This is a genomic window from Shewanella submarina, from assembly GCF_042646185.1.
Lineage (GTDB): Bacteria > Pseudomonadota > Gammaproteobacteria > Enterobacterales > Shewanellaceae > Shewanella > Shewanella corallii.
Genome location: NZ_JBHRTD010000012.1, coordinates 295,820 through 314,723 on the forward strand (window position 1 = coordinate 295,820; position 18,904 = coordinate 314,723).

Below are 18,904 nucleotides of genomic sequence, written 5' to 3' on the forward strand. Positions count from 1 at the left end.
ATGACTAGATAATGTTAATAGGAATCGTCGCCACTATCGTCTTTAAGCCAAGCGGCGTTTCCACTTCTATGATTAGGGAGCCAGCGTTAGGCTGATCCTCACCTTTCACAATAGCCGAGAATGAGCTTCCTCCATTGTGATTGCTTGAAGGCCACTCAAATGTACTGGAACTGGCAACAGAACCGGCAGTAGCGGTGAAAGTCACTGTACTGCCAGCAGGCATCTGTTGATTATGTAAATCTGAAATAATCACTGAAACTCGACCAGTACTCTTGCCAACTATGGTCATGGTTCCGTCACCGTTATCATTGCCATCACTATCGACCACTTCAGTAATGTTGCCATAAGCCGAACTTCCTGACATCACAATGACTAAACTGCCACGCACATACAATGACTTTTCTTCATTAACTCCATCTGCACAACCATCATGAGCAGGAGCACTGCACAATACACCGTTGTATACAGCATCAGGAACATCAAACAGCCCGTCGGAATCAAAGTCGATCAGTTCTTCATTGTCACCACTGGCTAGACACCTTGAATTATCGTTTGCAGGGTCACCGTCCGTGGTCGCACAACTATAAGTATTACCGTACCCCTGTTGTGGATTAAACAAGCCATCCTCATTGAAATCTTCATAAGCATCAGCAAGATCGTAAGGTTCACCACTGATGTTTTTGCCATTCAGAAACTGGTCATATTCCTCTGCATCAAAACGGCCATTACCATTAGAATCGGGAAACGACTCTTCACCAATAGCGTAAGCAGACACGGTTGCACGTCCGCCAAAAGGTTGTCCCATGAAGGGAATCACCTGAGGCTCGTGACCGTGATAAGTATGGCCATCACCAAAAAAGTGTCCTTCAGGACGAGGCTGCTGGCTTTCCCAGCGCACACTACAGGCGCCATTCAAGGTAGTACATGAATCCTCAATATCGCCGCCTTCAGTAATAAAGTTCACCGCTGTACCATCACGCACCGGGTTATTGAAGGCATCTGCCAGTCTGGCAGTAACGAGCACCTCAACCCCGTCAGTTGTCCAACCTTCAGCGTTCAATATCTCTGCTGACAAGGAAAAACTGTCCTGATCTGCAATACCGGTTGAAACCACCAATTGACTGGACTGACTGGAGATAACTGGATCGCTACCATTAACCACTGCGGTCACCCGGACAGAAGTTGAGACAGTACCGCTGTTAACCACTGTCTGAACAACCCCCAATTCATTAGTCGTTGCAGAAGTTGGATTCAATACTATCCCACCAACATTGGTATTCAGACTGAAATCCACCAGTTTATTGCTGACTGGGTTACCATTGGTATCAAGCACTTTAAACTTAACAATTGAAGATTCATCAGAGCCGGTGCCAAGAATCCCGATTAATTCAGGCTCCGCTGATTGAAACACAATGCTGCCTACGTCAGCCGAAAGCACTGTGATGGCACCTGTTGCAGAAAGGTTTTGCCCCCCGGCATTGGCTGTTACATTAATTGGGTCTTCCCCCTGGCATCCTTTAGCCAGGTAAGTACTGGTTGCGACACCATTGACAGCGACAACCGGAGAGCTAATTTCAGCTTTTGGGGTGCTTGCACTACTGCATGTGGAGGCAAAATTTACTTCGACGGGTTGATTGAAAGGATTACCTTCCTCATCCTGAATCAGCACTGTCACAGTCGCAGTTCCACCAGCAGACAAAGTTCCGATACTTACCGCTGCCTTACCTGACTCAAATGGCTCACCACTGCCCATCAGCACATTAGTGGCACCGATAACGACAATGGCCTCACCTTTTTCGCCGGAAGACAACTCTGCCGAGACTGTTCCTGCTCCCAGGCTATTTCCTGCGTAAATATCGACTGTCGCTACGCCGTCACGGGTAACCGCTGTATCAATTGGCAACTCACCTTTAGTAGTAGAAAAGGTCACGATAACGGGCTTGCTGATACCGGTGACCTGAGCTGTCAGCTTACCGGGAGTAATTGAATTGATTGATTCAATGAGGTTGCCGTTTGAATCTGTGAGATTCAACACCACCTGAGCACCGCCAGTGGCATCACCTCCATCACCGGCCATATTAAAACCTATGGTGTCGCTCTCACCTGTACTGATAGAACCGCTGACAGAACCAGCCCCCTCTACTGAAGCCGTTCTGAGAAGAATTGTGGCAACACCACTACTATCGGTAAGCGCAGTCCCCACGGCTGGGTCAAATGTCCCCATTTGGGCATCATTAAGGTTGAAAGTCACCAGCTCGCCAGCTTTCACAGCCCCGGTGGAATCTGCAACGGTCGCAGTCAGGGTTGCCGGCGCAGCTGCCGTTATATCGGTGTTGGAAATTGCCAGTGAAACTTCAATTGTTGGATCGGGTGGCGTGGTGCCGCCTCCGCCACCATCCTCTGAAATACTTCCCCCGCCACTACATGCGACCAAAACCAGGCTGGCCAAACCAGCCAGAAAGACGTTAAACGCTGACTTCATGTCAGACTCCCTGTCGTTCAAAAATAATATCCAAGCCACAGCTTTTTTACTTATAGGCTAACTCTACACAATTTTCACCCAACAGATCCATGTATATAACAACTTACGTTTCATTAATTCATAGGTTTTCACCACAAACAGACATTTCCTGTTGCGGCGTTTCCTGCTAGTCTCTATCCGCTTACATAAATATAAGAAACGCATAATAAATATACAGGAAGTGCTATGAGTGCGACTGAAAACAGCAAATTTGGATTAACCAGTAAGATATTAATCGGTATGGGTGCCGGTATTTTACTCGGCCTGATTTTGCGCAACCTATTTCCTGGCAGTGAATTTGTTCAGGACTATATTACCGAGGGCGTACTGCATATTGTTGGTACCATCTTTATTGCCAGTTTAAAAATGCTGGTCGTGCCTTTGGTGTTTGTTTCTCTGGTATGTGGAACCTGCTCACTGAGCGAACCATCAAAACTTGGACGCCTCGGTGGTAAAACGTTAGCGTTCTACCTGTTCACTACAGCGATAGCGCTGACTGTTGCCATTCTTACCGCCGTCGCCATTCACCCCGGCAGTGCGTCGCTGGCTTCCCAGAGCATGGAGTATGTCGCCAAAGAAGCTCCAAGCCTGGCCAATGTATTGATCAACATAGTGCCTTCCAACCCGGTCAAAGCCATGACCGAAGGTAACATGCTGCAGATCATCCTGTTTGCCGTGATTTTCGGCTTTGCCATTGCCCATATCGGCGAACGTGGCAAGCGTGTGGCTGCGCTGTTTGAAGACCTGAATGAAGTGATTATGCGAGTGGTCACTCTGGTGATGCAGCTGGCTCCATACGGCGTCTTTGCCCTCATGGGTAAACTGGCGCTGTCTTTGGGCACTGAAACCTTTGGCAGTGTCGTTAAGTACTTCTTTGTGGTTCTGGGCGTATTGCTGCTGCATGGATTTGTTGTGTATCCGGTGCTGCTTAAGCTGTTCTCCGGCTTAAGCCCCTTCACCTTTATCCGCAAGATGCGCGATGTTCAGCTGTTCGCCTTCTCCACTGCCAGCTCTAACGCCACCCTGCCTGTAACCATCGAAACGGCAGAACACAGATTGGGTGCAGACAATAAAGTGGCCTCTTTCACCCTGCCCCTTGGCGCCACCATCAATATGGATGGCACCGCGATTATGCAAGGCGTGGCAACCGTATTCATCGCTCAGGTGTATGGCATTGACCTGTCCATCACTGATTATGTGACTGTCGTCGTCACAGCAACCCTTGCATCCATAGGGACTGCAGGTGTGCCGGGTGTAGGTCTGATTATGCTGGCCATGGTATTGAATCAGGTGGGTCTGCCGGTTGAAGGTATTGCACTTATCATAGGCGTCGACCGTTTGCTGGACATGGTTCGTACCGCGGTCAACGTCACCGGCGATACCGTGGCAACCCTGGTGATTGCCAAGTCCGAAGGCGAGTTTGACGAGCAGGTATTCAACGACACCCAGGCAGGCAAAACCTCTGGTAGTTTTGACAGAGAAGTACACAAAGCCGGTCGATAAAGACTAAGAATGTAAAAAGGCGCCAATTGGCGCCTTTTCTGTTTCTGATCTCGAATTAAAGAGTATTAACGTTCCCAGTAGCTCTCTTCCAGGCTGTCTTCACGCTCCGGCAGGCCACGGGACAAACGTGGGCTGTGCTGTGCCAGCACTTCATAAGCTACGCGGTTGGCGTACTTACAGATCTGGGAGAATGAGGAGTAACACAGACCATCACGCTTGTGCTTGCTTGAACCAGGGACATTCGCCTTATGGAAGGTATTGGCCGAAAGATCATGCAGCAAAGCAGACAGAGCACCATCACCTGCACCATTGGTGTTACGGATACGCTCAGGACCGCCCATGTATGGAGAGATGTGAGCGTATACTTTCAGTGGGTTCTCGCAATCCGCCTTGTTCTTTGGACGGGAGAATTCGTAACGGTTGAACTCAGGGATCGAGCCTGGCAGCAGCTGATGAGAGGTCTCACGCTTTTCGGCATCATCCGCATATCCAGCCGTGTACAAACCAACCGGGCCTGCCGTCAGCAGAATCATATCGCACCACTCCAGCGCCGCTTCACAGGCCAGCAGAGGGTCTTTATGACCTGTCAAAGCCTCAGCTTCATCTTCGTTCATGGCCAGAATAGTCACATGCTCGGAGATAAAGTTTTGCCACCAAACCGGGTCTTCAGCAATCAGGAAACGGGTACCCAGAGTCAGCACAACCGGCACATCGGCCTCTTTGGCGAACTGAATCGCTGTCATGGCTGCATCGGTAATGCCATCGCCTTCGCTGGCACGCATCAGATAAGCAGTTAACACCAAAGCTGAGCCACCCTGTACGACTTCTTTATTGATGTAGTCAGGGGTCAACTTGTCCATGGCGCCTTTACTGATGGCAAAAGTACGCTCACCACACTCAGAGATCAGGGTGAAACAACGCCCGATAGGACCATCAACAGGCTGCAGGTAGTTCAGATCAACTTTGGATGAAGTATGACACAGGTAACGATAGGAGTAGCTGCCTACTTCGATATTCTTTGACATCACGCCAAACAGCACAGAGCGATCGTCGGCCAGAATTGAGTAGTTGTGAACTGTATTGCCAATGGTTCCACCGGCAAACTCATCACTGATGAGGCCATTGGCTTGCAATTCAGTATACAGCGCATGGGCCTGTTCATCATTGATGAGTGTAGAGTTACCCTTGGGCAACTGATAGCGGGTCAGCAGTTCATCTTCTACCTTGGCTTCAATATCAACCAGAGTCTGGTCAATACCGCTGATGTAGGTAGTAAAAGGCTCGGGTAACTGAGTCAGCTGAGCCAACAGAGGATCACGGGTTTTGACTGGAAAGTAGTGCTTGGATTTGCGCTGACCGGGAAACTTCATATCTCATTCTCTGTTGCGGCTTCCTTGCACTACGGATAACGACTCGCTCCTGCCGCCATCTGGAAAATTTAGCTTACGCCAGAATTGAACTGTGCTGCAATCTGCAACCCGTTCTGTGGGGGTCTGGCGTAAAGGCCGCAGATTCTATCACAAAATCCTCAGCGCACCAGTCACCCAGAAGTGATTTATCCCAGAGGCCAGAGATGATATTTGTCAGCCCATAGATACAAAAAAGCCCGCAAATGCGGGCTTTTTGAGCAAAGTAAAACTTACTTCAGTGCTTCTACAACAGCTGCGGTTACGTCAGAAACAGACTGAGTACCATCAAACTTGCTGTACTTGGTGTTACCTTCAGCAGCCATCTTGCCATAGTAGTCAACCAGTGGCTTGGTCTGCTCATGGTAAATATCCAGACGCTTGCGAACAGTTGCTTCTTCGTCATCCGGACGGATAACCAGCTCTTCACCGGTCACGTCATCTTTACCTTCCACTTTAGGTGGATTGAATACCACGTGGTAGGTACGACCAGAACCTGGGTGAACACGACGGCCGCTCATACGCTTAACGATCTCTTCATCTGGCACGTCGATTTCAATCACGTGATCAATGGCGATACCGTTGGCAACCATGGCATCTGCCTGTGGAATGGTACGTGGGAAACCGTCCAGCAGGAAGCCCTTGGCACAGTCGTCCTGGGCAATGCGCTCTTTAACCAGACCGATGATCAGGTCGTCAGATACGAGCTGACCTGCATCCATCACCTTCTTGGCTTCCAGACCCAGTGGAGTACCAGCTTTCACGGCTGCGCGCAGCATGTCACCGGTGGAGATCTGTGGAATACCAAAGTGCTCCATAATAAATTGAGCCTGGGTTCCTTTACCGGCACCCGGGGCGCCCAATAGGATAATGCGCATCTCTGAAATCCTCTCGTTTCGCATTCGTATATGTTTTCGGGCAGCGATCTTCGCACATATAGCTGCCATATAGAAGGGGTTTTACTAAGACCTTAGACTAAGCTCGCTTAATATTTCATCGTCTTATCGAATTAGTTCTGCCCCGACTTTAGATCAGTAAAGCAATGAGTACAGCTTACGGCGATATTGATTGGCCAGCGCGTTGCCTTGCCCTATCGCGGTCAGGATATCCAGAAATGCCTGCTTGACCTCACCATTGCCTGCCGACAGGTCTTTTTGTAGCACTTCAAACAACAGCTCCAGCGCTTCTTCATCGCGGCGAGCCTGGTGCAGCGCTTTAGCTAACGCCTGTCTCACCTGCAGATTTTCCGGTTGCGCTTCAAATTTCTGTTGCAGGTCACGTATCTCCGGCGTATCAGCCGCTTCTTCAGCCAATTGCAGCTTGGCCATCAGGTTTTGATAAAAACTGTCCTGACCGGCAAGACCCACAGATTCGAGCTGAGCCTTGGCGGCAACCAGATCATGGTTTTGCAGATAAGCATCCGCCAACGCCAGGCTGATATCATCACCCGGCTTTTCCTGCTGAGCCTCAATTAACAGGGAAATGGCATTAGTCAGCGCCTGCGCATCTGGCTGTTCGGCCAGAATCTGTCTGGCTTCGTTGAGCTTCAATTCCCAGGCTGCCGGCAAGTGTTTTTCCAGCATAGCGGTCAGCGAAGCCGCATCCTGAGGTCCCACCACGCCATCTACCGGCTGCCCTTTACTCAGCACCATAATGGTAGGCAGCGACTGAATACGAAAATAGGAGACTATCTCCATTTCAGTTTCACAGTTCACCTTGGCCAGGATATAGCGTCCCTGACACATCTGTTCCAGCAAGGCGGTCACACTGAGACTTTCAGGTTGTTGCTGGGCCCAGAATGCCAACACCACCACTTTTTCCATACTGGCGTTGACGACGTCCTGAATATTCTCTTTGGTAAGGTTAACAATGGTTTCCATATTATTCCCCAGCCCCTGTAACCAAGCGATATTTGCTCGGCCATACGGTCTTATTCAACAAAACGGGGCCAAGAGGCCCCGTTAATTCCAGCTTACTTCAGGCCGGCAACCAGCATCTTATTCATCAGTTTAATAAAACTTGATGGGTCTGCCAGATTCCCTTTCTCGGACAACTGCGCCTGCTGCAGGATCAGGTTGGCCCAATCTCCAAATGCCTGCTCATCCTGTTCGTCGTTCAGGCGTTGTACCAGAGGATGGTTCGGGTTCACCTCAAATACCGGTTTGGACTCAGGGATCTGCTGACCTGCGGCCTGCATCAGCTTGATCATCTGGGAAGACATTTCGCCCTCTCCGGCAACCACACAGGCAGGAGTGTCGGTCAGACGAGTTGTCACCTTAACCTCTTTGACCTGCTCGCCCAGCGCAGTTTTAAAGCGTTCCACCAAAGATTCACTCTCTTTGGCCAGCTTTTCCTGCTCCTGCTTTTCCGCATCATCTTCCAACTCACCCAGGTCAAGATCGCCCTGAGTCACGCTGTGCAGTTGCTTCTCTTTGAAATCGCTCAGATGATTAACCAGCCACTCGTCTATACGCTCACTCATCAGCAGCACTTCTACGCCTTTCTTGCGCAGCAGCTCAAGGTGTGGGCTGTTGGCTGCGGCTTCGTAGCTGTCGGCAACAATGTAGTAAATGTGCTTCTGGCCCTCTTTCATGCGACCGATATAGTCGTCCAGAGAGACAGTTGTCGCCGCTGATTCAGTGTGCGTAGAAGCAAAACGCAGCAGGCCTGCAATACGTTCTTTGTTGGCAGCATCTTCTGCCGGGCCTTCTTTCATCACCTGGCCAAATTCGGTCCAGAACTGCTGGTACTTGTCGGCGTCATCTTTGGCCAGCTTTTCCAACATGCTCAGTACACGCTTGGTCAATGCATTGCGCAGAGTACGGGTCACTTTGTTGTCCTGCAGGATCTCGCGGGACACGTTAAGTGGCAGATCATTGGAGTCAATCAGGCCCTGAACAAAACGCAGGTATGACGGCATAAACTGCTCTGCGTCATCCATAATAAATACGCGCTGTACAAAGAGTTTCAGGCCATGTTTACGGTCACGATTCCACATATCCCATGGGGCTTTGGCCGGGATATACAGCAAGCTTGTGTATTCCTGATTGCCTTCCACTTTGTTGTGAGACCAGGTCAGAGGGTCGGAATAGTCGTGGGAGATATGCTTATAGAACTCCTGATACTCTTCATCAGACACTTCTGACTTGGCACGCATCCACAATGCGGTCGCCTTGTTCATGGCTTTCCACTGGCCTTCAGTCGCCGGGATTTTTTCGCCATCAGGACCTTCGCTTTCAGGGCTGCCCTCTTCCCACATTTCTACCGGAATCGAGATATGATCTGAATACTTGGTGATGATAGAGCGCAGACGCCAGTCATCGGCAAACTCTTTCTCTTCTTCACGCAAATGCAGAGTAATCTCGGTACCACGGCTGTTTTTGGTAATGCTTTCCACGGTGAAGTTACCCTCACCCTCTGACTCCCACTTAACCCCTTCATCAACACCATGACCGGCTGCACGGGTGCGTACAGTCACCTTGTCCGCTACGATAAAGGCGGAGTAGAAGCCCACACCAAACTGGCCGATCAGCTGAGAGTCACGGGCCGCATCACCGGACAGATTTTTGAAAAATTCAGCGGTACCGGACTTGGCAATGGTACCCAGGTGCTCAATCACACCATCACGGGTCATACCAATACCATTGTCTTCGATAGTAATGGTGCGCTTCTCGCTGTCAGTGCTGATGCGAACCCGCAGCTGACCATCACCTTCATACAGGGCGTCATTGGTCAATGCCATATAGCGCAGTTTGTCGGCGGCATCGGCAGCATTGGACACCAGCTCACGCAAAAAGATCTCTTTGTTGGAGTACAAAGAGTGAATCATCAAATGCAGCAGCTGTTTTACTTCGGTCTGAAAACCATGAGTTTCCTGATGTGACATGAATATTTCCCTTGTTGTTACACAATGAATTTCGTTGTTGATAAAGAAATGGGGCCTGGATACAACATTTCAAGGGGAAAAATTAACTGAACAAACAAGCGGCTAAAAAAAAACCAGACACAAGGTCTGGTTTTTGGATTCAAGTTTGATGTTACAAAGACTGTCTGCCGGTAAATGCCAGTGCCAGCGTAGTGCTGTCGACATACTCCAGCTCGCCGCCAACGGGAACCCCATGGGCAATACGGCTGATGTTTATCTGATAACGTCTGGCGATATCGGCAATGTAATGCGCTGTGGCATCCCCTTCTACTGTCGGGTTGGTGGCGAGGATCAGTTCTGACACTTCTCCTCCGGCCAGATGCTCCTCCAGCAATGACAATCCCAGTTCTTCAGGCCCGACACCATCCAGCGGTGACAGGTGGCCCAGCAGTACAAAGTAACGACCGCTGAAATGCCCACCCGCTTCAATTGCCAGCACGTCTGCCGGCGTTTCTACCACACAAATGGTATCGGATTTCCCCCGGCGACTGCTGTCGCAAATAGGACACAGTTCCTGTTCGGTAAAAGTTCGGCAGGAACGACAATGACCCACTTCGCTCATTGCTCTACCCATTACATCGGCCAATGCCTTACCCGCAGGTCTTCCACGCTCGAGCAGGTGGAATGCCATACGCTGGGCAGATTTTGGGCCGACACCGGGTAAGCAACGCAAAGATTGGATCAACTCATCCACCAGAGGAGAAAACTTCATTACACCCCCTGCTTAGAATGGCATCTTCATGCCAGGTGGCAGCTGCATACCACCGGTCACCTCAGCCATCTTGGCCTTCTGGTTTTCTTCAATGCGGCGCGCTGCATCGTTACAGGCGGCAGCAATCAAATCTTCCAGCATCTCTTTGTCATCTTCCAGCAGGCTTGGGTCAATCTCGACCTTGCGAACGTTATGAGTGCCGGTCATGGTTACTTTAACCAGGCCTGCACCAGCTTCACCGGTCATCTCCATACGGGCGATCTCTTCCTGCACGCGGGCCATTTTTTCCTGCATCATCTGGGCCTGCTTCATCAGGTTGCCCATTCCGCCTTTTCCAAACATAGTCTACTTCTCTAAAGTTAATGTTAAGCTGGCTAATCTTACTCAAATCATGCAGATTAGCAATCTCGTGCCTGAGGCTGGCGACAGCCGCAGGACAAATCTTTGCGCTTTGAGTCCCGGCGCACAGTCCGCACTCAGGCTGAGGTTAACCCCTGAATACTTCGTCCTCGCAAAGCCAACAACTCCTGAGGGTAAGCGACTGAATCTTCATCCAGCTGAGCCCCCATAAAACTGCTGAGCCAACGAATATTCTCGTCGCTGACCAGTGAGCTTCTTGCCTGTTGCAACAATTCCAGATGGAACCTTGCCCGCACCTCTCTGGGGGTTTCTCTTTGGGGATCACTACCGACCTGAATTTGCAGTGTAAGCTCTCTCCCTGCCAGTTCGACCAGAGCAACCCTGAGTTGTTCAACGGCGGAGGCGGCTGCCAGGTGTTTTTGATCAGGTTTAAGCAGGAGGTCAATCTGATCGCCCCACTCCATACAGATGGAGTTCACCGCCAACTGTCTTACCCGTCCACCTATTTTCAGGCCTGACATCTGCTTATACCAATGCAGATCCAGTTCGTTACCGGTAACAGGTAACAGTTCTGCCGGCAGCATAATGCCAGCTTCTGCATCACAACTTTGCTCAGGAGCAATCTCCTCAGCTTTGGTTACACCTTGCTGTTCAGCGCTTTGCTGTGCCTCATCATGACTGAACTGCACCTGCGCCATCGCCGACTCTGCCGCCATCACATTGGTATCAGCGTTGTCAGACTCATTATCATCTGCATCATCAGCCATAAACTCAGCCGAAAAACTATCACTTGGCGGCGGCATGGCTGCGACAGCCTGAGATTCTTCCCAGGGCGGCCTGTCTTCTTCTGCTTGAGAGACTTCTTCCGCTTGAGAAACCTCAGGCTGAGGTTTTGGTGCTTCAGGTTGCAAAGCAACTTGCTGCGGCTGGTTATCAGTGGTGTCGGTGAATATCTGCTCACCAGCAGTGTTGGCACCAGCAGACTCTTCAGTTGACTCAAGCACATCCTGGAGCTCAGATAATTTCTCATCTGTTTGAGTCTCTGGCGCGTTAGGCTTCTTGTCGGTAGAGCCAGGTCCGGCGACCTTAACACCGGGAGTTTCCTCCTGAGACTCTTCACCGCCAAGCCCCGACATCAGCAGATCTCTGGCAGCCAGCACAGCATCGAGAAAATCATCATCCAGTGGTTTCGCTGCCGGTGGCGTAACCACTGGTGCAGCGGGCACAGGAGTGGCAGGCTCGAACATCAGCCCCGACATATCCTGGGTATCTTCGCTGTCGCTATCGCCGGTGAAGTACTGTTCGTAGGATGAAAGGTCATCCTCACCAAATGATGGAGGAGTAAATTGGGGCTCGGAGCTATCGCTTACCGTGTCAGCAGTCACTGCTGGAGTATCGCTCTCAGTTACTGGAATATCCCCGGTGGTCTCAGCGTCGCCCTGCTTGTCCTCAACCTGGACATTCCCTGCCTGGGTATCGGCAGTGGTTTGTGACCGCTCATCAACACTGTTCAGAGCGCTCTCTTTCTGCACCACTGGCTTTACTGGAGTGACATTTGCACCAGATTCCGGGGCCCTGAATTCAGCAGCTATCGGGGCTGACTCGCCCGGCAAGTCTGATGGGGCTTGAGCATTGGCATAGCCCATGGACTCAGCCTGACTGAGCAGCAGTGTTTGCTCAGCCAGCAGCGCATCTTCCTCATCATCAGAATCGTCAGCTTGCTCAGGCTCTTGAGACGCGCCCGGATTTGAAAGCCCACGGCTTTCAGCTATCACCGGCGTTTGAGCAGCAACCTGCCCAGTCGGCTGAGATTCGAGCTCCTTCGCAGGGCTTTCATCAAGCTTCTCAGGTGCGTTGCTTTCGGTTGAAGACGGGGGCTGAACAGTAGCAGCCGACGTTAAGGTTTCGCTGCCCTCAGTACCGGTCGCCCCACCGGCAGGCTCATCCTTTCCCGGCGTATCACCGCCTCCCTGGGCTGGAGTCCAGTGACCGGCGACAGATTCGGGTAAAAACGCAATGGCTCTAAGCAGTGCCATTTCAAGTCCCGACTTGGGATCCGGCGCATGGGGTAGGTCTTTACGGCCAGTCAATAATATCTGGTAATAAAGTTGGATCTGCTCGGGCTTCAGCACAGAGGCAAATTGCTTGATTTGGTCGCTGTACAATGACATTTGCGCCGCAGCTGGAGCAAACTGGGTCAAAGTAACCTGATGAAGCAGTTCCAGCAGACTGCGCAGCACTTCGTCGGCATCAGCTCCATAGCTGAGGATTTGCGCGGTGAGATGCATCAAGTGGGCCACATCACCTTTCAGCAACGCGTCCAGCAAGGCGACTACCTGCTGCTCATCTATGGTCCCCAGCATAGTTTGCACTTGCTGCAACATGACCTGACCCGCACCGAAAGCGATAGCCTGATCAGTCAGGCTGAGCGCGTCACGCATAGAGCCATTGGCAGATTTGGCCAGCAGCGTCAATGCCTGGGGCTCAAAAGGCAACTGCTCCTGAGTCAACACATGGTTCAGCTGACCGGCGATATCATCCTGAGTCAGACTCTTGAGGTTAAATTGCAAACAGCGCGACAGTACAGTGACCGGCAGTTTTTGAGGATCGGTTGTCGCCAGCAGAAACTTCACATGCTCAGGCGGCTCTTCCAATGTCTTCAACAAGGCGTTGAAGCTGGAGCGCGACAGCATGTGAACTTCATCGATAAGGTACACCTTAAAGCGCCCACGGGTAGGACGATACTGGACGTTATCCAGCAGCTCGCGGGTATCATCGACTTTGGTGCGGGAGGCCGCATCCACTTCAATCAGATCAACAAATCTGCCTTCGGCAATTTCGACACAGCTGGGGCACTTACCGCATGGGTTGGCGGTGACACCGGTTTCACAGTTCAGACCTTTGGCAAACAAACGGGCAAGACTGGTTTTACCCACCCCCCGGGTGCCGGTAAACAGATAAGCGTGGTGAAGACGTTGTTGGCTGAGCGCATTGGTCAGCGCGTGCAGTACATGGGATTGACCAACAACCTGATCAAAGTTGGCAGGGCGCCATTTTCTGGCCAACACCTGGTAAGACATGAAACTCCCCAAAAGTTAATTAGTTCCGGGAGCAAGCTCCGCGTAGTCTGGGCACAATAGCACGCTATTTATGGACATGCTATATGGTGACTACGCCGAGCTTTGGGTGCGCTGGATTATTCGCCTTCAAACTCGCAAAGTTTGAACAATTCCAGGCCCTGAGCCTGCAAACGCTGCTCACCGCCCAGTTCAGGCAGAGAGATAACGAAAGCGGCATGATTAACATCACCGCCCAGTGCGCGGATCAGCTTAACAGTGGCTTCGATAGTGCCACCGGTCGCCAACAGATCATCAACAACCAGCACCTTGTCACCGGCAGAGATGGCATCTTTATGGATTTCCAGCGTATCGTGACCATACTCCAGCTCATAGCTTTCAGCGATGGTTTCGCGAGGCAGTTTACCTGGCTTGCGAACAGGTACAAATCCTACTCCCAACTCCAACGCCAAAGGTGCGCCAAACAGGAAGCCGCGGGCTTCAGTACCCACAACTTTGGTGAATCCCATACCCTGATACTGGGCAACCAACTCAGCAATGGTAGCTTGATAGGCTTTTGCATCTTCCAGCAGACTGGTGACATCGCGGAACATGATTCCCTGCTTAGGATAATCGGGAATGGTTTTAATGCTCTGCTTGATGAGGGTTAAGCTTTCACTGTTCATAGACATATTCAATTACTTAACTCGCCGGGAACAAAAGGAAATTTTGTGCCGGGCGTAAACAACAAAAAAGTCCACACGAGGTGGACTCATACATGCCTTCACCACATTCAAGTCAGGAGAACAAAGTGAAGGTCGCTAATCCGGGACAAGCTTAAGCCGCTTTTTCTTTGGTTGCAACTACAACCGCAGTCAGGCGTTCCACCAGCTGCTGTCTGGCATCACAATTCAGAGGTTTATTCATGAAAAACGCCAATTGTTCTGCATTGGCATGACGACTGACTTCATCAAAACTGCGGGTCGAAAGCATCACCACGGGCATGGATTGATGACGGGGATTGGATTTAAGCAGCCCCAACAAATGAGGGCCGTCAATGATAGGCATAAAAAAGCCGGTGATAACTGCATCGAACGTCTGCTGTTCACAGGCTTGCAGAGCCTGAATGCCATTGTCTCGGACCTCGGTTTCCCAACCGGCCGAAGTCAACAAGTCTTGAAGTGTATCCCGACTGATCCTGTTGTCATCTACGATCAAAACTCTGTGAGTCATCCTGAATTCTCTGCTCCTGTCTCGAAAGGCGCGGGGATCCTATACTAAATAGATGACAATTTCATGAGAAAAGACCAAAAAATCGATACAAATCGGAAAAGTATACTGTATCCAAATTTAACTATTTGATGCAGTTCAACTTTCATCGGGGATTACGGGCAGTCGCCACAGATAGATCATCAGGGTCACGCAAAAGCAACTGAGCATAATTTTGACCCAAACCAAAGGCACCACATAGATACTGAGGCTAAAGCTGATTAAGCTGACAATCATAGCCCTGCGCTTCAGCCCGGGTCTGACTGCTCGTTGTTGTTCCCAGTCCTTCAGGCTTTGGGCAAACCAGGGATGCTGATGCAGCCAGTTATGCAGTCTCTCGCTGGAGCGGGCAAAGCAATAAGCAGACAAAAGAATAAAAGGCACGGTTGGCAAGAGTGGTAAAACAATACCCAGCACGCCCAGTCCCAAACTGGTCAAGCCGACAAACAGAAAAAAACCACGTTTTACAATCATCCGTATTCCCAGAAAAGCAAACAGCCACATGAGTGGCTGCTGAGTATAACGATTTCCATCTCCGGGTAAACCTGAGTATCAGAGTACACCGGCTAATTTCAACCAGGAGAGGGTCGCGGGCAAGGTTGGAATCAACAGGGTCAACAAAAACACCGCAACATACAATCCGTTAAATGGCTCTTTAAACTCGGTATCACTCATAACATTCGTCCTTTCGCTACAACTCATTGTGACTTACATCACATTTTAGACGAGATATTATCAGGGAGTCATACTTTCAACTTACCAAGCGAACAAACTTCAACCAATCTTGGCCTGAATGATGCCTTTTTGAGCCATTTGAGTAAGTAAAGGTAAAATCCCCTGCTCTATCGCACTGTCCTCCAGCTGAGGAAAAGTACTTTTGCACCACTCGATGATACTGTCCAATGTCATACCTTCACTCTGCTGCAGCATACCCAGCACCTGGGCAGTCAAAGGTGCCAACGCCAGAAACTGGACTTCATCTTCTTCATCCCGGTAAACGCAGAAACACTGGGGACGCGATGCAGGCTCATCGGGTTGATATTCGGCGCTGATGTGCTGCACCTCAAACGCGTATTGAGCCACCCGGGCACAATCGGATAACAGCAGGAGATCATCCTGGTTGATTAACTCCAGCGTTTGATGGTTGTCTGACTCTTGTGCCACAGCCACCTGAAGTTCCAGATACTCGTAGTGAGCAAGCTCCAGCAAAAATGGAGGATCTGTATCCTGTGGCTGATATTCCGCGACCAGAAACTGAAGAAATTCACCGGCTATCTCAACAAAAATCGGTGTCTGGCAATCATGGATTACAAAGAACTGCTGCACCAAGGCCTGCCACTGCTCATCCCGGTACAGACTTCTCAGCACCGGAAAACCGTTACTGACAAACCCTTCAACGTTATTGAAAAACAGTTCCCGGTATACCTTCATCCGACGGGCATCGGTATCGACAGGCAATGGCCTGCTCGGGTCCCGGATATAATCGATAAAGCTGGACTGAACTTCACGAAACGACATCAGGCCCTCCACTGAGCAGGTTGCGCCAACTGCTGCAACTTATGAATCCTGTCTATCTCCTGCATCAGCACCTCGGTAGCCGGGATATTAAAGTCACGCTCCAGTAATGTCGGATGGACACCATGGATGGCATAACAATCCGCCAGCAATTGCCACACAGGGTCAATCACATCGGCGCCATGGGTATCCACGATTAAGTCTTTATCTTCCTCATAGTGCCCAGCGATATGAATATAGCTGATACGCTCGGTAGGCATGGCCTGCAGGAAGGCTCTTGGGTCATATTGATGATTAACCGAGTTAACATAGATGTTGTTAACGTCCAGCAACAGCTGACAGTCGGCCTCGTCCAGCACAGCATTAACAAATTCAAGTTCGCTCATCTCCGCGCCGGGGGCGGCGTAAAAGGAAACATTTTCGAGGATCAGCGGACGCTCCAGAATATCTTCTACCTGCCTGACCCGGTCTGCCACATAGCGGACCGCTTCCTGGGTGAAAGGAATAGGCATCAGGTCGTACATATGACCGGTTCCGGAGCAGTAACTCAGGTGTTCTGAGTACCTGTCGATATTATGCTCCTCGAGGAACTTCTTTACCCCTTTCACAAATCCGGTATCCAGGGGCTCAGGTCCACCTATAGACAAGGACAGGCCGTGGGCAAAAAAGCGATTGGCCTCTGTGAGCTGACGAAATTGACGACCATACTTGCCTCCAAGGGTCATCCAGTTTTCCGGCGCAACCTCAAAAAAGTTAATCCCTTCGGGCACACGCTCGCAAAACTCATCCAGCATTTCACGTCGTAAACCGAGTCCAGCCAGTTTATTCATGCTATTTCTCCTTGTCAGACAAAACAGGGCCAGCAATGCCGGCCCTGTTTTCAGCAGGTCATTTAAGTATTAGTGAGCGCCACCGCACTTACCTTCACCACACTTACCTTCTTTGCCTTTCTTGTCGCCGCCGCACTTGCCTTCGCCACATTTACCTTCTTTCTTGGCTTTATGATCGCCGCCGCACTTACCTTCACCGCACTTGCCTTCTTTGCCTTTTTTGTCGCCGCCGCACTTACCTTCGCCACATTTACCTTCTTTCTTGGCCTTGTGGTCGCCGCCGCACTTACCTTCACCGCACTTGCCTTCTTTGCCTTTCTTGTCGCCGCCGCACTTGCCTTCGCCACATTTACCTTCCCCGCCAACCAGCTGGTAACCGGCTGACATCTGCTCAAATCCAAATGGGCTGGCTTCAACTTCAGACGCATATACACTGCCAACAGCAACGGCACCCAAAGCAGCTGCAACTACGGTTTTTTTAACTGAACTCATACTCTATCCCTCGCAAAATTTGCTGATTGTGTTTTTGGGGTCAGCGCTTTTGGTTAACGCCGACTTGTTCAAACAGACCCGAACAACTACGGATATATTTCACTTTTTGCCCAACTTCACAAAAAATCATCGCGATTTTTGATAGGCATGCATTCTGTTATCTCACATTTAGCTGCAAAATCAAGCCTCAAAGTGTATAGATCCCCCTTGATATCCACCCTCATTCGCCGCCAGCCCCATACTCAGGTAAGGCCAGCACCAGTATTCCTCAGGTACTTTGTCTGTGGCCTGTGATGGAGTAAAATTGCCGCCCTTTAACGGCAACAACGACAATCTAATGACCCCAAAAGTAGTACTGGCCCCCATGGAGGGTGTGGTCGATAACCTGATGCGAGACCTGCTTTCCACTATCAATCCTTATGATCTGCTGGTGACAGAGTTTGTGCGTGTCGTTGACCTGCCTCTGCCGGACAAAGTGTTTTACCGCCTGTGTCCGGAACTGGAAAACGGCGGCAAGACGCCCTCCGGTACACCTGTAAGAGTTCAGCTGCTGGGACAGAATGAAGAGATGCTTGCCTGGAACGCCAACCGTGCCATCGAGTTGGGTTCCCACGGCGTGGATATCAATTTCGGCTGCCCGGCTAAATTGGTTAACCGCAGTAAGGGGGGCGCGGCGCTGCTGCAATATCCTGAGCAGATGTACCGTATTGTTAAAGCAATGCGAGACGCAGTGCCGGCCGAGCACCTGGTGACGGCCAAGGTTCGCCTGGGTTACGAAGATAAATCCATGTATATGGAGATCGCAGATGCCGTGGCCCAGGGGGGAGCGAGTGAAATTGCCGTGCACGCCCGCAGTAAAGTCGATGGCTACAAACCCCCGGCATACTGGGAATATATTGCCGATATTCGCAATAAACTGAATATTCCGGTGATTGCCAACGGTGAAATCTGGTCTGCGCAGGACGCCAAACGCTGCGTTGAGGTAACAGGCTGTGAGACAGTCATGATAGGTCGCGGTGCCATATCCCTGCCCAATCTGGCCGCCAGCATTAAAACCGGAGAAGCGCCATACGACTGGCGCCAGACTCTGCAACTGATGCTGGATTACAGTGAGCGGGAGTTGAGTGGGCGCAAGAGTACCTACTACCCGGCGCGCATCAAGCAGTGGTTCAGCTACCTGAACAGGCAATATGCTGAAGCCAGTGAGCTGTTCAGAGAGCTTAGAGTCCATAAAGACACCCAGAGCATAGTGTCATGCCTTGGCCATGCGATGGATAATTTGTCGGCAAAAGACTGATCTTCAGATTAGTTAGTT

General features: G+C 50.7%; 17 protein-coding genes. 2 read left to right on the forward strand and 15 right to left on the reverse strand.

Going from position 1 to position 18,904, the window contains the following annotated elements:
- Positions 1-4: 4 nt before the first annotated feature.
- Positions 5-2,482 (reverse strand): hypothetical protein, encoded by a 2,478-nt coding sequence (locus ACFOE0_RS10265; RefSeq protein ID WP_248935782.1) that lies wholly within the window; start codon positions 2,480-2,482, stop codon positions 5-7.
- A 225-nt stretch (positions 2,483-2,707) separates the two neighbouring features.
- Between ACFOE0_RS10265 and ACFOE0_RS10270 the strand changes: the two genes are divergently transcribed.
- On the forward strand, positions 2,708-4,024 hold the full coding sequence (locus ACFOE0_RS10270) for a dicarboxylate/amino acid:cation symporter (protein ID WP_248935783.1): 1,317 nt from the start codon (positions 2,708-2,710) through the stop codon (positions 4,022-4,024).
- Positions 4,025-4,089: 65 nt separating this feature from the next.
- Here the strand turns inward: ACFOE0_RS10270 and ACFOE0_RS10275 are convergent, their stop codons facing one another.
- The 14 genes from ACFOE0_RS10275 to ACFOE0_RS10340 all read right to left on the reverse strand — a co-directional run bounded on the left by ACFOE0_RS10275 (position 4,090) and on the right by ACFOE0_RS10340 (position 17,589).
- Positions 4,090-5,394 (reverse strand): inosine/guanosine kinase, encoded by a 1,305-nt coding sequence (locus ACFOE0_RS10275; protein ID WP_248935784.1) that lies wholly within the window; start codon positions 5,392-5,394, stop codon positions 4,090-4,092.
- Positions 5,395-5,663: 269 nt separating this feature from the next.
- A complete protein-coding gene (adk, locus tag ACFOE0_RS10280; protein WP_115138193.1) occupies positions 5,664-6,308 on the reverse strand; it encodes an adenylate kinase in 645 nt (214 codons plus the stop codon).
- 153 nt (positions 6,309-6,461) lie between these two features.
- On the reverse strand, positions 6,462-7,310 hold the full coding sequence (locus ACFOE0_RS10285; protein WP_248935785.1) for a tetratricopeptide repeat protein: 849 nt from the start codon (positions 7,308-7,310) through the stop codon (positions 6,462-6,464).
- A 92-nt stretch (positions 7,311-7,402) separates the two neighbouring features.
- Entirely contained in the window at positions 7,403-9,316 is a 1,914-nt protein-coding gene (htpG, locus tag ACFOE0_RS10290) for a molecular chaperone HtpG (protein WP_248935786.1), read from the reverse strand.
- A gap of 151 nt (positions 9,317-9,467) precedes the next feature.
- Positions 9,468-10,067, reverse strand: coding sequence for a recombination mediator RecR (recR, locus tag ACFOE0_RS10295; RefSeq protein ID WP_115138190.1), 600 nt, complete (start codon positions 10,065-10,067; stop codon positions 9,468-9,470).
- A 12-nt stretch (positions 10,068-10,079) separates the two neighbouring features.
- On the reverse strand, positions 10,080-10,409 hold the full coding sequence (locus tag ACFOE0_RS10300) for a YbaB/EbfC family nucleoid-associated protein (protein ID WP_115138189.1): 330 nt from the start codon (positions 10,407-10,409) through the stop codon (positions 10,080-10,082).
- A gap of 134 nt (positions 10,410-10,543) precedes the next feature.
- Positions 10,544-13,507, reverse strand: coding sequence for a DNA polymerase III subunit gamma/tau (dnaX, locus tag ACFOE0_RS10305; protein WP_248935787.1), 2,964 nt, complete (start codon positions 13,505-13,507; stop codon positions 10,544-10,546).
- A 116-nt stretch (positions 13,508-13,623) separates the two neighbouring features.
- On the reverse strand, positions 13,624-14,175 hold the full coding sequence (gene apt, locus ACFOE0_RS10310; protein ID WP_115138187.1) for an adenine phosphoribosyltransferase: 552 nt from the start codon (positions 14,173-14,175) through the stop codon (positions 13,624-13,626).
- A gap of 145 nt (positions 14,176-14,320) precedes the next feature.
- Complete coding sequence (locus ACFOE0_RS10315; protein WP_248935788.1) at positions 14,321-14,716, reverse strand: response regulator; 396 nt, start codon at positions 14,714-14,716, stop codon at positions 14,321-14,323.
- A 135-nt stretch (positions 14,717-14,851) separates the two neighbouring features.
- The gene (locus tag ACFOE0_RS10320) at positions 14,852-15,226 is read right to left on the reverse strand and encodes a YbaN family protein (protein WP_248935789.1); all 375 of its coding nucleotides are present in this window, start codon (positions 15,224-15,226) and stop codon (positions 14,852-14,854) included.
- A 78-nt stretch (positions 15,227-15,304) separates the two neighbouring features.
- Complete coding sequence (locus ACFOE0_RS10325; protein ID WP_283106427.1) at positions 15,305-15,427, reverse strand: hypothetical protein; 123 nt, start codon at positions 15,425-15,427, stop codon at positions 15,305-15,307.
- A gap of 99 nt (positions 15,428-15,526) precedes the next feature.
- A complete protein-coding gene (locus ACFOE0_RS10330) occupies positions 15,527-16,270 on the reverse strand; it encodes an HvfC family RiPP maturation protein (RefSeq protein WP_248935790.1) in 744 nt (247 codons plus the stop codon).
- Positions 16,270-17,097, reverse strand: a complete 828-nt coding sequence (locus ACFOE0_RS10335) for an HvfB family MNIO-type RiPP peptide maturase (protein ID WP_248935791.1) — start codon at positions 17,095-17,097, stop codon at positions 16,270-16,272. The genes ACFOE0_RS10330 and ACFOE0_RS10335 overlap by 1 nt, the downstream gene beginning before the upstream one ends.
- Positions 17,098-17,166: 69 nt before the next feature.
- The gene (locus ACFOE0_RS10340; RefSeq protein ID WP_248935792.1) at positions 17,167-17,589 is read right to left on the reverse strand and encodes an HvfA family oxazolone/thioamide-modified RiPP metallophore; all 423 of its coding nucleotides are present in this window, start codon (positions 17,587-17,589) and stop codon (positions 17,167-17,169) included.
- A 337-nt stretch (positions 17,590-17,926) separates the two neighbouring features.
- Between ACFOE0_RS10340 and dusC the strand changes: the two genes are divergently transcribed.
- Positions 17,927-18,886 carry a tRNA dihydrouridine(16) synthase DusC gene (gene dusC, locus ACFOE0_RS10345; protein WP_248935793.1) on the forward strand — a complete coding sequence of 320 codons (960 nt, stop codon included), beginning with the start codon at positions 17,927-17,929 and terminating at the stop codon, positions 18,884-18,886.
- The last annotated feature ends 18 nt before the right edge of the window (positions 18,887-18,904 follow it).